The sequence below is a fragment of the Phenylobacterium sp. Root1290 genome (assembly GCF_001425305.1).
In the GTDB taxonomy this organism is placed as follows: Bacteria; Pseudomonadota; Alphaproteobacteria; order Caulobacterales; family Caulobacteraceae; genus Phenylobacterium.
Window position 1 is genome coordinate 1,902,859 of record NZ_LMEE01000001.1, and the last position, 14,497, is coordinate 1,917,355.

At 67.7% G+C, this 14,497-nt stretch carries 14 protein-coding genes and 1 other RNA gene; 9 read left to right on the plus strand and 6 right to left on the minus strand.

From position 1 onward, the window contains the following. Positions 1 to 4: 4 nt before the first annotated feature. Both ASC79_RS09255 and ASC79_RS21045 read right to left on the minus strand, forming a co-directional pair. Complete coding sequence (locus ASC79_RS09255) at positions 5 to 1,825, minus strand: NAD(P)/FAD-dependent oxidoreductase (protein ID WP_056023205.1); 1,821 nt, start codon at positions 1,823 to 1,825, stop codon at positions 5 to 7. Between the two features lie 157 nt (positions 1,826 to 1,982). Beyond that, entirely contained in the window at positions 1,983 to 3,473 is a 1,491-nt protein-coding gene (locus ASC79_RS21045; protein ID WP_156378404.1) for a hypothetical protein, read from the minus strand. 252 nt (positions 3,474 to 3,725) lie between these two features. Here ASC79_RS21045 and ASC79_RS09265 point away from each other — a divergent pair, with 252 nt between their 5' ends. After that, positions 3,726 to 4,757 (plus strand): NAD(P)-dependent alcohol dehydrogenase, encoded by a 1,032-nt coding sequence (locus ASC79_RS09265; RefSeq protein WP_056023199.1) that lies wholly within the window; start codon positions 3,726 to 3,728, stop codon positions 4,755 to 4,757. 180 nt (positions 4,758 to 4,937) lie between these two features. Here ASC79_RS09265 and ASC79_RS09270 read toward each other — a convergent pair whose 3' ends face one another. Together ASC79_RS09270 and ASC79_RS09275 are read right to left on the minus strand one after the other, a co-directional pair. Then, positions 4,938 to 5,300 (minus strand): hypothetical protein, encoded by a 363-nt coding sequence (locus ASC79_RS09270; protein ID WP_056023197.1) that lies wholly within the window; start codon positions 5,298 to 5,300, stop codon positions 4,938 to 4,940. Between the two features lie 123 nt (positions 5,301 to 5,423). Next, positions 5,424 to 6,227 (minus strand): tetratricopeptide repeat protein, encoded by an 804-nt coding sequence (locus ASC79_RS09275; RefSeq protein WP_056023194.1) that lies wholly within the window; start codon positions 6,225 to 6,227, stop codon positions 5,424 to 5,426. Between the two features lie 89 nt (positions 6,228 to 6,316). Between ASC79_RS09275 and ASC79_RS09280 the strand changes: the two genes are divergently transcribed. Beyond that, positions 6,317 to 7,696: a M17 family metallopeptidase gene (locus tag ASC79_RS09280; RefSeq protein WP_056023191.1), complete on the plus strand. Its 1,380-nt coding sequence runs from the start codon at positions 6,317 to 6,319 to the stop codon at positions 7,694 to 7,696. Continuing rightward, positions 7,693 to 8,526: a C40 family peptidase gene (locus ASC79_RS09285; protein WP_056023188.1), complete on the plus strand. Its 834-nt coding sequence runs from the start codon at positions 7,693 to 7,695 to the stop codon at positions 8,524 to 8,526. The genes ASC79_RS09280 and ASC79_RS09285 overlap by 4 nt, the downstream gene beginning before the upstream one ends. Before the next feature lie 6 nt (positions 8,527 to 8,532). On the opposite strand, the gene ASC79_RS09290 is transcribed toward ASC79_RS09285, so the two are convergent. Continuing rightward, entirely contained in the window at positions 8,533 to 9,207 is a 675-nt protein-coding gene (locus ASC79_RS09290) for a cytochrome c family protein (RefSeq protein ID WP_056023185.1), read from the minus strand. Positions 9,208 to 9,344: 137 nt separating this feature from the next. On the opposite strand from ASC79_RS09290, the gene ASC79_RS09295 reads away from it, so the two are divergent. From ASC79_RS09295 to ASC79_RS09305, 3 genes are read left to right on the plus strand one after another with little or no spacing between them, the layout of a single operon-like run. Then, a complete protein-coding gene (locus tag ASC79_RS09295) occupies positions 9,345 to 10,082 on the plus strand; it encodes a 3-deoxy-manno-octulosonate cytidylyltransferase (protein WP_082532004.1) in 738 nt (245 codons plus the stop codon). After that, positions 10,079 to 10,927 (plus strand): prephenate dehydratase, encoded by an 849-nt coding sequence (locus ASC79_RS09300; RefSeq protein ID WP_056023174.1) that lies wholly within the window; start codon positions 10,079 to 10,081, stop codon positions 10,925 to 10,927. The genes ASC79_RS09295 and ASC79_RS09300 overlap by 4 nt, the downstream gene beginning before the upstream one ends. Then, the gene (locus ASC79_RS09305; protein ID WP_056023171.1) at positions 10,927 to 11,229 is read left to right on the plus strand and encodes a hypothetical protein; all 303 of its coding nucleotides are present in this window, start codon (positions 10,927 to 10,929) and stop codon (positions 11,227 to 11,229) included. The genes ASC79_RS09300 and ASC79_RS09305 overlap by 1 nt, the downstream gene beginning before the upstream one ends. Positions 11,230 to 11,236: 7 nt before the next feature. On the opposite strand, the gene nudC is transcribed toward ASC79_RS09305, so the two are convergent. Beyond that, the gene (gene nudC, locus ASC79_RS09310) at positions 11,237 to 12,166 is read right to left on the minus strand and encodes an NAD(+) diphosphatase (RefSeq protein WP_056023168.1); all 930 of its coding nucleotides are present in this window, start codon (positions 12,164 to 12,166) and stop codon (positions 11,237 to 11,239) included. Between the two features lie 60 nt (positions 12,167 to 12,226). On the opposite strand from nudC, the gene ffs reads away from it, so the two are divergent. The 3 genes from ffs (at position 12,227) to ASC79_RS09320 (ending at position 14,496) form a co-directional block, all read left to right on the plus strand. Continuing rightward, positions 12,227 to 12,325, plus strand: an RNA gene (ffs, locus tag ASC79_RS20750) — signal recognition particle sRNA small type. Positions 12,326 to 12,362: 37 nt separating this feature from the next. Next, entirely contained in the window at positions 12,363 to 14,162 is a 1,800-nt protein-coding gene (locus ASC79_RS09315; protein ID WP_056023165.1) for a DNA polymerase III subunit gamma/tau, read from the plus strand. A 7-nt stretch (positions 14,163 to 14,169) separates the two neighbouring features. Continuing rightward, on the plus strand, positions 14,170 to 14,496 hold the full coding sequence (locus tag ASC79_RS09320; protein ID WP_056023162.1) for a YbaB/EbfC family nucleoid-associated protein: 327 nt from the start codon (positions 14,170 to 14,172) through the stop codon (positions 14,494 to 14,496). Position 14,497 lies beyond the last annotated feature (1 nt).

The window sequence follows — 14,497 nt, forward strand, 5'->3', positions numbered from 1 at the left end:
GTTCCTAGCGGAACTCCAGCCCCTCGAACCGGCCCGATTTCCGCCAGCCGTCGATGTACTGGAAGTAGGCGCTGGCCCCGGCCGGATAGCCGACGTTCAGCTTGGCCGCCGGGCCCGGGTCCTTGCCCTCGTTGTTGTAGTAGCCGGGCGTGCAGTCCGGCGCGCCCATCATCCGGCCCATGCCGCTCAGCATCAGCGCGACCCAGGCGTCCTGCGCCTCCTGGCTGACCTCGACCTCGCGATGCCCGCCGTCCAGCGCGTGCTTGACGGTGACCGCGATCGTGCGGCCGGAGTCGGTCAGGTTGTGCGGAATGTTCGAGATCAGGTTCGCGCCCTGGGTCGGCTGCACGAAGAAGGCGTTCGGGAACCCGCGCACGTGGATCCCGTGCTTGGACTTGATCCCTTCGCCCCACGCCTGCGACAGCGTCAGCCCGTCACGCCCCACCACCTCGAAGCCCGAGCGCCGCTTATAGTCGGTGCCGACCTCGAAGCCCGAGGCGTAGATGATGCAGTCGACCTCGTACTCGGTCCCGCCGACCACGAAGCCGTTCTCGGTGATCGCCTCCACGCCCGCCCCGTCGGTGTCGATCAGCACCGTGCCCGGGGTGTTGAACGCCTGCAGATAGGCGTCGTGGAAGCACGGCCGCTTGCACAGCTGCCGATACCAGGCCTTCAGCTTCTCGGCCGTCTCGCCGTCGGAAACCACCGCCTCGGCCCGCGCCCGGATCTCCTCCATCTTCTCGAAGTCGGAGTCCTCATAGGCGGCCAGCATCTTCAGCGGCGTGCGGTCTTCGGGCGCCAGCTGCATGATCTTGGCCCGGATGCGCCGCGACAGGTCGGTCCAGCCGTCCATCACCAGGTCCTCGTCGGCGTTCCCGCCGGCCTGGTTGGCGGTGAAGTTCTCCAGCCAGCGCTGCTGCCAGCCGGGCGTCGCGATGCCCGAGAACCAGTCCGGATCGATCGGCGCATTGGCCCGCACGTCCACCGAGGACGGCGTGCGCTGCACGACGTAGAGTTCCTTGCAGGCCTTGGCCAGGTGCGGCACCGCCTGCACGCTGGTCGCCCCGGTGCCGATGATCGCCACCCGCTTGTCGGCCAGCTTCTCCATCAGCGCCCCGCCCGGATCGCCGCCGGTATAGTCATAGTCCCAGCGGCTGGTGTGGAAGGCGTGGCCCTTGAAGCCCTCGATGCCGGGAATGCCGGGCAGTTTGGGCACGTGCAGCGGCCCGGTGCCCAGGCCGATGAAGCTGGCGGTGAAGGCGTCGCCGCGGTTGGTCGAGATCACCCAGCGCGAATGCGCCTCGTCCCAGGCGATGTCCGTCACCTCGGTGTGGAACAGCGCCTTGTCGTACAGCCCGAACTGCCTGCCGATCCGCTGGCACTGGGCCAGGATCTCCGGCGCATGGGCGTACTTCTCGGTCGGCATGTGACCGGTTTCTTCCAGCAGCGGCATATAGATCATCGAGGCGGTGTCGCACTGCGCGCCCGGATAGCGGTTCCAGTACCAGGTGCCGCCGAAGTCGCCGCCCTTCTCGATGATGCGCACGTCGGTGACGCCCTGCTCGGCCAGCCGCGCCCCGGTCACCAGCCCGGCGAAGCCGCCGCCGACGAAGGCGAAGGTCACGTGGTCGGTCAGCGGCTCGCGCTCCGTCACGGGGGTATAGGGGTCCAGGGCGTAGTGGGCGAAGCGGCCGGTCAGCTGCTGATACTGATCGTTGCCGTCGGTCCGCAGCCGCTTGTCGCGCTCGGCGATGTACCTGGCCAGCAGCGCCTGCTTGTCGATCTGCCGCTTGGCGCTCACGGGCGCCTCAGTCACCGCCGTCATGCAAAATTCCCCAACTTGATCAGACTGTTGCCGCCAGGGCGACCGCCCGGTCAAAGCCGAACGGCCGCTGTTCGCGGCCTGTTATTTTTCGAACATACAGTATGTTATCGGCGTTCTGCAATCGGGGGCTACATGCTAGTCGCTGTCTGGGCGGCCGCTACTCCTTGCCCATGACCTTGTCGTAGGCGTTCCGAGCATCATTCATCATGCCCTGGACGGTCAAAGGCGGAGCAGTATCCATGGCGTGGCCCGCCCTCGGAAGCACTGGGTTTGCCGCTACGATGGTGAAGACCCATGCGGCGATGCTCTCAGCGAAGCTAGGTGCTTGGGTCTTAAAGCCGTCCATCGAAAAGGCCATGTTGTATTTGTGACTGTATTGTTGTCGCAGATCGAACAAGCTTCTGTATCTGCGAGCTGAGAAGAGCGTCAGCCAAAATGGTGCTATCACGATTACAGATCTAGATAGGACTTGAGCTAGCGTTGGATCGGCAGTTCCACGCTTCGTGAGCCATTCCCATCCGTCAATCGGGACATTTAAGATGTATGCGGCTAGTGCGCCGCTTGTAATGAACAGTAGAGAAATGCCGAACATGAAGCCCCAGAATGCTCCGTTCATACTCTTGTCCAGTACCTTACGTTCATCATCGAAAGCTTTGGCGAGCCCCGCGACCGTAGACCCACTGACCATGCGCTCGGCCTGCAAGAGCAACTCGCCCACATTGACGCGCTGATTTTCGAACTGTGCCGTAACGTCTAGAGCCCGAGCCTCAATGTCCGCGACACTTTTCTGTGTGGTTTGAAGCGTTGCTTGAAAGCTAGAGAGCGCCTTGTAGGCTTCCTGTGCTTGCGCGGTGAGGCGGTCCGTCTCTTCGCGCTTGGAGGCGGCAACGGCGGCGTCTGCGGTGGCCTTGGACACACTTTCGCTCACCGAAGCAACGGCGGCTTCGAGTTTCCCCAACTCTGTCGCTGCGACTTCCGAGGCGCGGGTGAGTTGATCCTCAAGTTCGCTCTTAACGGCCTGCGCGCGTGCCGCTGAAGCCTGCATCTGTTGAGCGATGTCGCCTGCCTCTCCAGCCGCCAATTCGGCGTTCTTCAGGGCTTCCATGGCGGCGGCAGTATCATCTCGAACCAAGTCTTGAGTTGGATCGTCTGTAAGGTTGTTGGATATGATCGCGAATGTTGAGATGACGCTTATGTGCGTGAGGAGTTTTTCTGTCTCCTGAACTAAACGATTGACCGTTTGCGTGAGATCAATGGCTACATTGTCATTTTCAGTTAATAGTCTCGACCCGGTCTGATGCTTGAACTCGGACCCCACAGTCTGGATGTCATGGAATGCCGACCATAGTTCGCCGATTAGGCCATGAAATATCTGCGTTATATTAATGAGTTCTGCGAAGTGATTGGTTGGTACCAAGCTTCCGCGCAGCAATCTAATTGACTTGAACGATCTAATTGCGCGACTTGCGTAAATTATTGCTTCTGTAACCGTATATTCTTGTCCATCGACGGGTATTTCTTGAAGCGGTCGTTCTCGATTTATGTCGCGAAAATTTTTGCTTGTTGTAAGCATGATGTCGAGTGCTTTGAGCATCTCATCATGTTCATCGCGTAGGGTCGATAGCTGCTGAATTTGCTGACTAAACATAGGACCCTCCCCGGCCAACGTTCTGTCTGCAACATTTTCAGATGCACTTCCAGCGAGCAGTCGGCCTCTCGACGACCGGGGATCGGCCGACGGCTAAGTGTTCTTAAGCGTTGGCCCTTTGGTTCCTCTGCGGGACGAGTCTGTGTGCCCTCATCCACTGTTCACAGCAGCCCCAGGCAGGTGCAGTTCCCCCCATTGCCTTCCCCTCCGCCACGCGCCCAAACTCACCGCTCCACAACCAGGAGTCCCGGCATGAAGGCTGTCCGCTTCATCGAGTCCGGCCGCCCGCCTGAGGTCGTCGATATCCCGAGGCCCGTGCCCGGCCCCGGCCAGGTGCTGGTGCGGATGGGCGGGGCGGGGGTCTGCCACTCCGACCTGCACGTCCTCGACCACGGCTTCAGCGTGCCTGGCCCGTTCACCCTCGGCCACGAGAACGCCGGCTGGATCGAGCAACTCGGCGAGGGCGTCGCCGGCTGGCGCGAGGGCGATCCCGTCGCCGTCTACGGTCCCTGGGGCTGCGGTCAGTGCAAGACCTGCCAGTCCTCCGCCGAGAACTATTGCGAGCGCCACGCCTCGATCCCCAGCTACGGCGGCGGCCTCGGCTCCGACGGCGGCATGGCCGAGTACATGATCGTCCCCTCGGCGCGGCTGCTGGTTCCGCTCGGCGGCCTCGACCCGCTGGCCGCCGCCCCCCTCAGCGACGCGGCCTTGACGCCCTATCACGCCATCAAGACGGCGCTGCCGCTGCTGACCCCCGACGCCACGGTGCTGGTGCTCGGCGTCGGCGGCCTCGGCCACATGGCCGTGCAGATCCTGCGCGCCCTGACCAGCGCCAAGATCATCGCCGGCGACATCGACGAGGCCAAGCTGGCCCACGCCCGCCAGCTCGGCGTCGCGCACACCATCAACACCCGCGACGGCGACCTGGCGGCCGAGGAGATCTCCGACCTCGCCGGCCCGCGCGGGATCACCGTGGCGATGGACTTCGTCGGCGCCCAGCCGACCGTCGATCTCTGCGCGCGCACCGTCGGGCGCGCCAGCCGCCTGACCATCGTCGGCCTGGCCGGCGGCGTGCTCAGCTATTCGGCCAACAATCCGCCCTACGGCACCCAGGTCAGCATCCCCTACTGGGGCTCGCGCACCGAGCTGATGGAGGTCATCGCCCTGGCCCAGTCCGGCGCCATCAAGGCCGACATCGAGACCTTCCCCCTCGACCAGGCGGTGGACGTCTACCAGCGCCTGCGCGGGGGCAAGATCCACGGCCGCGCGGTGCTGAAGCCCTGACGGGGGCTCATCCCCGCGTCATCCCAGTGTCATCCCGGTTTCGGCGCAGCCGAAGACCGGGACCCATTCGCGTCAGAGTCTGAAGATTAGCCGTCGCCGGGCCGCAGCCTGTCCCATCCGGTGTTCATGGGTCCCGGTCTTGCTTCGCAAACCGGGATGACACCCCGGAAGGAACGGCGTTCACGGCCCGAACCGTCCGCGCACCAGCTTCAGTCGCACCGGCTGGCCGTCCAGCGCCTTCGACGTCCAGGCGACGGTCGCCGCGTCCTTGGGGACCGGCGTGCAATAGAGGATCGGGGCGGGGAACGGCCGCAGCTGGCGCAGGCAGATCTCGTCGGCCCGCAGGCTCCAGCGCCCGCTCGAGCGCTGCCCCCGCCGGCCGCTGGCGGTGTAGCCGCCGTCCTCGTCGAACCAGATGTGCTGGCTCTTGCCGTCGGGAAAGGTCGAGACGACGGTGTTGCCGAACGCCGCCTCGATCGGCGGCGCGGCGGCCGCGTCGCCCGCGGCCAGTGCGAGAACCAGGGCGAGCGGCGCAAATCGCATGGCGCCAGCTTGCCCGCCGTGTGCGTCAGGCTCGCGACACCCCTCAAACGCTCATCCCGGCTAAGGCCAGCCAAGCCCAAGCCCCGCATGGGTCCCCGCCTACGCGGGGATGAGCGGTGTCCCCTACGGCGTCCGCAGGCTCTCCCAGGACCGTCCGCTAGCGCCCGCCGCCGGGGCCTTGGCGCTGCGCAGCCAGGCCAGGTTGTTCTCGACCATTTCCGGCGGCAGGTCCTGGCGCACCAGGCGCTCGGCCTCGTCGATGCGGCCCGACAGGCCGATCACCAGGGCCAGGTTCTGGCGCACCGCGATCGGCGCGTCCGGCTTGGCGGCGGCCTGGCGCAGCATCGCCTCGGCCTGGGCGGTGTCGCCGCGCGCGGCGTAGTACATGCCAAGATTGCCCAGCACGACGGGATTGTCCGGGGCCAGGGCCTGGGCCTGGCGATGGGCGGCCAGCGCCTCGTCGTAGCGGCTGGCCTGTTCGTAGGCGACCCCCAGCAGCGAGGGGACGCGCCAGTCGCGCGGCGCCAGCCTCTGGGCGTGGCGGGCCGGCTCGATGGCGTAGAAGCCCTGGCCGGCGCCGACCTGGGCGCGGGCGACCTCCAGCAGCAGCTCGACATTGTCGGGCGCGACGATCAGGGCGCGCTCGCCGGCGGCCAGGGCGTCCTTGTAGTTGCCCATCTGGCGCAGGGCCTGGGCCAGCTTCACCCCGGCCTCGGCGTCGTTGGCGTCGATCTGCGCCTCGTTGGCCCAGAAGGCGGCCCGCGCCAGCGGGTCCAGCCGCGCGATCTGGGCGCGCTCCTGGGCGCTGGCCTTGCGCGGCGCGGCGGCGGGCTTCTCCGACGGCGCGGCGTGCGCGGGCGCGCTCGCCAGGGCCGGGGCGAGAGCAAGGGCGAGGGCGGTTGCGGCGAGGGCCGACATGCGACACATGAAGTGACGGGCTCCGGGTGACTGCGGCCAGCATCCCCCGCCCGTTTAAAGGAAGCGTTAAGCATAATTCTCGCCGCCCGGAGAGCGCCATGACCGAAGTCGTCGTCGACCACGCCGAGGGCGCTGTTCCCGTCCACGCCCTGTGCGACAAGGAACTGGCTGGCTTCCTCGACGGGCGCCAGGCGTTCGTGAAGGCCTTCGCCGAGCTGTCGGACTTCAAGGCCAAGGCCGGCCAGGTGCTGGTCGTGCCCGACACCGCCGGGGCCATCGACCGGGTGCTGCTGGGGCTGGGGGAGGCCGGCGACGCCCAGAGCTTCCGCGCCCTGGCCGCCAAGCTTCCGGCCGGCGACTACCGCATCGCCTCGGCCCCGGCCGAGATCGCCCCCGACCAGATCGCCCTGGCCTTCGCGCTCGGGAGCTACCGTTTCGACCGCTACAAGAAGAAGGGCGAGAAGCATCCGCGCCTGGTGGCCGGCGAGGGCGTCGACGTGGCGCAGGTGCGCAGCATCGCCCACGCCTGCGCCCTGGCCCGCGACATGGTCAACACCCCGCCCAACGACATGGGGCCGCTGCAGATCGAGACCATCGCCCGTGAGATCGCCGAGCAGCACGGCGCCTCGATCACCGTCATCACCGGCGAGGGCCTGCTGGAGGCGAACTATCCGGCCGTCCACGCCGTCGGCCGCGCCGCCGTGCCCGAGCGCGCGCCGCGGATGATCGAGATCACCTGGGGCGAGGCGGGCAAGCCGCTGATCGCCCTGGTCGGCAAGGGCGTGGTGTTCGACACCGGCGGCCTCGACATCAAGCCCGCGGCCGGCATGCGCAACATGAAGAAGGACATGGGCGGCGCAGCCCACGCCCTGGCGCTGGGCCGGATGATCATGGCGGCCAGCCTGCCCGTGCGGTTGGCGATCCTGGTCCCGGTGGTCGAGAACGCCATTTCCGGCGACGCCATGCGGCCGGGCGACGTGCTCGACAGCCGCAAGGGCCTGACCATCGAGGTCGGCAACACCGACGCCGAGGGCCGCCTGATCCTGGCCGACGCCCTGACCCGCGCCGGCGAGCTGGAGCCGGCCCTGACCATCGACCTGGCCACCCTGACCGGCGCGGCGCGCATGGCGCTCGGCCCGCAGCTGCCGCCGTTCTACACCGACGACGACGAGCTGGCCGCGCAGATCGAGGCCGCGGCCCAGGCGGTCGCCGACCCGCTGTGGCGGATGCCGCTGTGGAAGGGCTATGTCGACTCGATCGACAGCGACGTCGCCGACATCAAGAACGACTCCGACGCCTGGGCGCAGGCCGGGTCGATCACCGCCGCCCTGTTCCTGCAGAAGTTCGCGCCGAGCGGGCCGTGGGTGCATCTGGACATCTTCGCCTGGAACCCGCGCGGCCGGCCCGGCTGGCCCTCGGGCGGCGAGGCGCAGTCGATCCGCGCCCTCTATGCGATGATCGCGGCCCGCTTCGCATGAGCTTCGATCCGCGCGTGACCCTGGCCCGCGGCGACCTCGCCGCCCGCGATCTGGAGGCTATCGTCGCCGCCGATCGCTATGCCGACAGGCGCCGGTTGGTTTCCAACAAACCTGCCGCTGGGATTTTGCGCAGCCCTCAGGTCGGGGCCGAGCAGGTCGACCAACTCCTTTGCGGAGAAGGGTTTGACGTCGTCGACGAGCAGGACGGCTACGCCTGGGGCCAGGCTCGCCGCGACGGATATGTCGGGTTTGTGGAATTATCGGCGCTGAAACCTGCCGGTGGCGCGCCAAATGTGAAGGTATCGGCGCTGCGGACCTACGCCTTCGAGGCGCCCAGCATCAAGTCGCGGGCGCTCGGCCCGTACTCTCTCGGCAGCTTGTTGGAGGTCGAGGCCCGCGAGGGGCGCTTCGCCAAGGCCGCCGGTATCGGCTGGTTTGTGGAGGATCACCTGGCGCCGATCGGCGTGTTCGAGACCGATCCCGCCGCCGTGGCCCTGCGCTATGTCGGGACGCCGTACCTCTGGGGCGGGCGCGAGAGCCTTGGTCTCGACTGCTCGGGCCTTACCCAGCAAGCCTTTGGGGCCTGCGGGATCGCCCTGCCGCGCGACACCGACCAGCAGGCGCTGGGCGGCGTGGCGGTGGCCGAGGGCGAGCTGGCGCGCGGCGATCTGGTGTTCTGGAAGGGGCACGTGGCGATGATGCTGGACGGCCAGTCGATCGTGCACGCCAACGCGCACCATATGGCCACAGCAATCGAGCCCTTGTCGGTGACAAGGGCTCGTTACGTCGCGGCGGGGGTGGGCGAACCCACCGCTTTCCGCCGTTATTAGAAAGACTTAGTGCGCGGCGGCCGGAGCCGGGGTCGCTGCGGCCGTCGGGGCCGCGCCCGCGGCGGCGGGAGCCGCAGCAGCGTCGGCGGCCGGGGTCGCCGGAGCGGCGCCTTCCGCAGCCGGAGCTGCGGCGGCGGCCGGGTTCGGAGCCGGGAACGGCAGGTTCGAGCCCTGGGTGTTCAGATAGGCCAGCAGGTTGATCCGGTCCTCGGCCTTCTTCAGGCCGACGAAGGTCATCTTGGTGCCCGACAGGTGCTTCTGCGGAGCCTTCAGGAATTCCGAAGTCTCTTCGAAGGTCCAGACGCCGTGGGTGCCGTGTTCGATCATGGCCGGCGAGTAGGCGAAGCCGGCGTGCTGGCCGGACTTCTTGCCGAGGATGCCATGAAGATTGGGGCCGGTGCCGTTGGCGCCGCCCGCTTCGATGGTGTGGCAGGACTTGCACTTGGCGAATACCGCTTCGCCCGCCTTGACGTCGGCGATCGGCAGCACCGTGCCCCAGTCGATCGGCGCCTCGGCCGCAGCGCCGCCAGCGCCCGCCTCCTCAGCGACCTCGATCGCATAACCCGGCTTCTCGACGGCGTGCTGGGCGAAGACGCCCGAAGAAATTTCACGGAGGCCCACAATGGCCAGGCCGGTCGCAAGCACGGCGCCCGCGACTTTATTGAACGTAAGGTCGCTCATAGTCTCTAAATCGGCCCTCTTAACGGCCAGCCAAGTAGGCTGACGTCAGCGCGGGAATCCCCGCCCCTTATTGCGCCCGGCTCTCTTACACGCTACCGCCGCCCGCGCAACCAGCCAGTTGGTCGCTTCCGGGTGTCATGAAACCGATCATCCTCATTCCTGCACGCATGGCGGCCACCCGGCTGCCTGGGAAACCTCTCGCCGATATCGAGGGTCTCCCAATGATCGTCCGTGTGCTGCGCCAGGCCCAGGCCGCCGGCGTCGGTCCGGTGGCCGTCGCGGCCGGCGATCAGGAGATCGTCGACGCCGTCAGGGCCGCAGGCGGAGAGGCGGTGCTGACCGACCCCGACCTGCCATCCGGCTCGGACCGCATCGTCGCGGCGCTGAACGCGCTCGATCCCGCGGGCGCGCATGACGTGGTCATCAACCTCCAGGGCGACATTCCCTTCCTGGCGCCGTCGGTGGTCGAGGCCGCGGGGCGGCTGCTGGCCGAGCAGCCCAGCTGCGACATCTCCACGGTGATGGTGGCCGAAGCCGACGTCGCCGAGCGCAGCAATCCGGACATCCCGAAGGTCGTGGCGGCGATGGCGCCCGACGGCCGCAGCGCCCGCGCGCTCTATTTCACCCGCTCGGTGCTCTACGGCGATGCGCCGGTCTGGCTGCACCACGGCGTCTATGGCTATCGCCGCGAGGCGCTGCTGCGGTTCTGCGCCGCGCCGCCGTCGCCGCTGGAGATCCGCGAGCGCCTGGAGCAGCTGCGCGCCCTGGAGCTGGGCATGTCCATCTGGGCCGCGGTGATCGACGAAGCCCCGATCTCGGTCGACAACCCCGCCGACCTCGAACGAGCCCGCAAGTACGCAAGGGAACACGCATGACCAAGGGACGCATCGCCTTCCAGGGCGAGCTCGGCGCCAACAGCCATGAGGCCTGCGTCGCGGCGTTTCCGGACATGGAGCCCGTTCCCCACGCGGCGTTCGAGGAAGCCTTCGACGCGGTGAAGATGGGCGACTGCCAGCTAGGTATGATCCCGGTGGAGAACTCGATCGCCGGCCGGGTGGCCGACGTGCACCACCTGCTGCCCTCGTCGGGCCTGAAGATCATCGGCGAGCGCTTCAAGCCGATCCACTTCCAGCTGATGGTCAATCCCGGCGTGAAGCTGGAGGACGTCAAGACCGTCGCCTCCATGCCGATCGCGCTTGGCCAGTGCCGCAAGTCGCTGCGCCGCATGGGGCTGAGGACCGAGCCGGTGGGCGACACCGCCCTGGCCGCCAAGCTGTTGTCCGAGCATCCCGACCCGACTCGCGGCGCCGTTTCGCCGGCCCTGGCCGCCGAGCTCTATGGCCTGGAGATCGTCGCCCGCGACATCGAGGACGAACACAACAACACCACGCGCTTCCTGGTGATGACGGCCGACAAGAATCCGCCGCCGCCGCCGTTCACCAGCCCCTGCGTGACCAGCTTCATCTTCCGGGTCCGCAACCTTCCCGCGGCGCTCTACAAGGCGCTGGGCGGCTTTGCGACCAACGGCGTCAACATGACCAAGCTTGAGAGCTACATGGAGAACGGCGCGTTCACCGCGACCTTCTTCTATGCAGAGGTCGACGGGCGGCCCGAGGATCGCGGCCTGGCCCTGGCCTTCGACGAACTGAAGTTCTTCTCGGAGCGCTTCGAAATCCTCGGCGTTTATCCGGCCGATCCGTTCCGTGCGCGAGCAGGCTGATGAACACCATCGAAATCGACGCCAGCCGCTGCTGGAACCACAAGGAATTCGCCGTTCTGCTCCAGGAGACGATCCGGGCCCTGCCGGGCCACGGTTCCAGCGTCGAGGCCTTCGTGGACTCGATGGTCTTCGGCACGATGAGCGAGCTGTCGCCGCCCTACCGGATCGTCGTGCTGGGCGAACTTCGGCCTGAGGTGCGCGCCTTCGCCGCCGACCTGTCCAATGCGATCGGCCAAGCGCGGCTTGAGCGCCGCACGCGGCGCGGCGAGGACGTCGAGGTCAGTCTGAAGGTCGGCGCCTAGGCCGACCTCAGTTCTCGCTCTCGGCCCAGGTCTTCAGCAGCTGGTGGGCGATGGCCATGGCGCCGGGGGCGAAGGTGCCCTCGACCTTGCCGGCCAGTACGGCGCGGGCCTCGGCCTTGGTGAACCAGCGCACTTCCGAAAGCTCAGTCTGGTCGGGCGTCGCCTCGTCGCTGGCGACCTGGGCGATCAGACCGATCATCAGCGACGACGGATAGGGCCAGGGCTGGGTCGAGTGGTACTCGACCGATAGCGTCTTCAAGCCCGCCTCTTCCTCGAGCTCGCGGGCGCAGGCCTCTTCGATGCTCTCACCGGGCTCCAGGAAGCCGGCCAGGGCGGAGAACATGCCCTTGGGCCAGATCTCCTGGCGGCCGAGCATGCAGCGCTCGCCGTGGACCGCCAGCATGATCACCACCGGGTCGGTGCGGGGGAAATGCTCGGCCTTGCAGGCCGGGCAGGCGCGCTTCCAGCCGCCGTCGACGACTTCGGTGTGCTCGCCGCAGGACGAACAGTGGCGATGACGCCGCCGCCATTCGAACATCGACTTCGCCGTGGCCATGATCGCCGCGTCGGTGGCGGGCAGGCGCAGAGCCATGGCCCGCAGGTCCTCGAATCGGCCGAGGCCCGCCAGGGGACCGTCAGCCGGATCATGCCCGCCTTCCAGATCGACCGCGAAGACCGCGGTTTCCTGCCAGAGGCCCATGAACAGCAGGCGCTCTGCGCCGCCAGCCAGGTCCTCGGCCATGCGCGAGGGCAGGTAGGCGATCTGCACCCCGCCGTCGGACGCGGTCTCGACGAACGGCTGGCCGTTCCACAGGGCGATGGCCAGGGAATCTGGAGCCAGCAGCTTCTCGGCGAGCCAGGAAGCATCGCCGCGCCGTTCGCTGGCGCGGTTCAAAGGGTTGCCGGCGAAGGTGTTTTGATGAGCGGAGAGCGGCATGTGCGGAGTTGTAGCTGCGCTGGCGCTTGCGCGCGAGCGCCAAGGTCGCGATATAGGGGGCGGAGATCGGCGACGGGCGGACGCCTCGCCAACCTGGTCAGGTCCGGAAGGAAGCAGCCACAACGAGTTTCGCTCCGGGTCGTTGTCCGGTCTCCACCCAGCCCCACAAGGCTCAAGCCTCCATCCTCGGGCGCCAATGGCAGAAGACGACGAACCCGAGACGCTGGAGCGCGATCCCAATACGAGCGACATGTTCGGCGCGCCCGCAGCGCCGCCGACTGCGCCGCCTGCCGAGGAATCGGCCGCCTACACCGTCATCGCGCGCAAGTACCGTCCGCGGACCTTCGATGATCTCTACGGCCAGGAAGCGATGGTGCGCACGCTGCGCAACGCCTTCGCCAGCGGCCGTATCGCCCACGCCTTCATGCTCACCGGCGTGCGGGGGGTCGGCAAGACCACGACCGCGCGCCTTCTGGCCCGCGCGCTGAACTACGACACCGACGCGATCCACGAGCCGAGCCTGGACCTGCGCGAGGAGGGGCGGCACTGCCGCGCCATCATCGAGGGCCGGCATATGGACGTGCTGGAGCTGGACGCCGCCAGCCGCACCGGCGTCAACGACATGCGAGAGCTGCTGGACGGCGTGCGCTATGCGCCGGTCGAGGCCCGCTACAAGGTCTACATCATCGATGAGGTGCACATGCTCTCGACGGGGGCCTTCAATGCGCTCCTGAAGACCCTCGAAGAGCCGCCGCCCCACGCCAAGTTCATCTTCGCCACCACCGAGATCCGCAAGGTCCCGGTGACGATTCTCAGCCGATGCCAGCGCTTCGACCTGCGCCGCGTCGAGCCGGACGTGATCGTCAAGAACCTTGAGATGATCTCGGAGAAGGAAGGCGCGCGCGTCGACGACGAGGGCATGCTGCTGATCGCCCGCGCGGCCGAGGGCTCCATGCGCGACGCCCAGTCGATGCTCGACCAGGCGATCGTCCAGGCCGAGGCCGGCCAGACCGTCACCGCCGCCTCCATCCGCGACATGCTGGGCCTGGCCGATCGCGCCCAGACCATCTCGCTGTTCGAACAGGTGATGCGCGGACAGGCCGGACCGGCGGTCGAGACGTTCCGCGGACTCTATAATTTCGGGGCCGAGCCCGGTCAGGTCATGCTCGACCTGATGGACCACACGCACGGCGCGTCGGTGGCCAAGGCTATCGGACCCCAGGCGCTTACGCTGCCCAAGGAACAGGCCCTGCGGCTGGCGGCGGTCGGGGCTTCGGTGTCGGCCGGCAATCTCTCGCGCATCTGGCAGATGCTGCTGAAGGCCCATGATGAAGTCCGCCGTGCGCCCGACGCCGCGGCGGCCTGCGACATGGCCCTGATCCGCCTGGCCTATGCGGCCGATCTGCCTGGCCCGGAAGAGGCGCTAAAGCGTCTGGCCGCCGGCGATCAGCTGCCGGGCGGTCCCGCTCCAAGCGGCGGCGGCGGCGGTGGCGGCGGTGGCGCAGCGGCCAGCATGGGCGGCGGCGGGGTGACGGCGCAGGCCCGGGTCATGGCCGCTCCGCAGGAGCAGGCCGACGCCGTTCCGACCCTGAACTCGTTCGCCGACGTGCTGGCGCTGATCAAGTCCAAGCGCGACATCGTCCTGCAGCTCGACGTCGAGCGCTTCGTGCGCCCGATCAGCTTCCGCCAGGGCGCCATTGAGTATGAGCCCGTGCCGGGCGGTCCGAACAACCTGGCCCAGCGCCTGGTGGCGCGCCTGAAGGAGTGGACCGGTCAACCCTGGCTGATCGCTGCGCGCGGCGGCGGCGGCACGGAAAGCCGCTGGGAGCAGGATCAGCGCGAGAAGCAGGAGACGCGGGCGGAGGTCGAGTCCGATCCCTTCGTGACCGCGGTCATGCAGGCCTTCCCGGGGGCCGAGATCGTCAGCATCCGCAACATCCCGTTGCCGGAAGCGCCTGCCGCTGAGGCGCTTGAAGACGAAGAAGACGAAGAGTGAGATTGCGATGAAAGACCTCGGCTCCATCATGAAGCAGGCCCAGGCCATGCAGCAGAAGCTGGCCGACGCTCAGGCGCGCATCGCCGAAATCGTGGTCGATGGCACGTCGGGCGGCGGGATGGTCAAGGTGACCCTGAAGGGCACCGGCGAGATGGCCGGCGTCGAGCTGGACGAAAGCCTGCTGGCTCCGGGCGAGGGCGAGGTCATCTCCGACCTGATCGTCGCGGCTCACGCCGACGCCAAGCGCAAGCTCGATGCACAGCAATCCGAATTGATGCGCGAAGCCGCCGGCCCGCTGGCGGCCATGGGCCTGCCGGGAATGCCGAAGTTCTAGG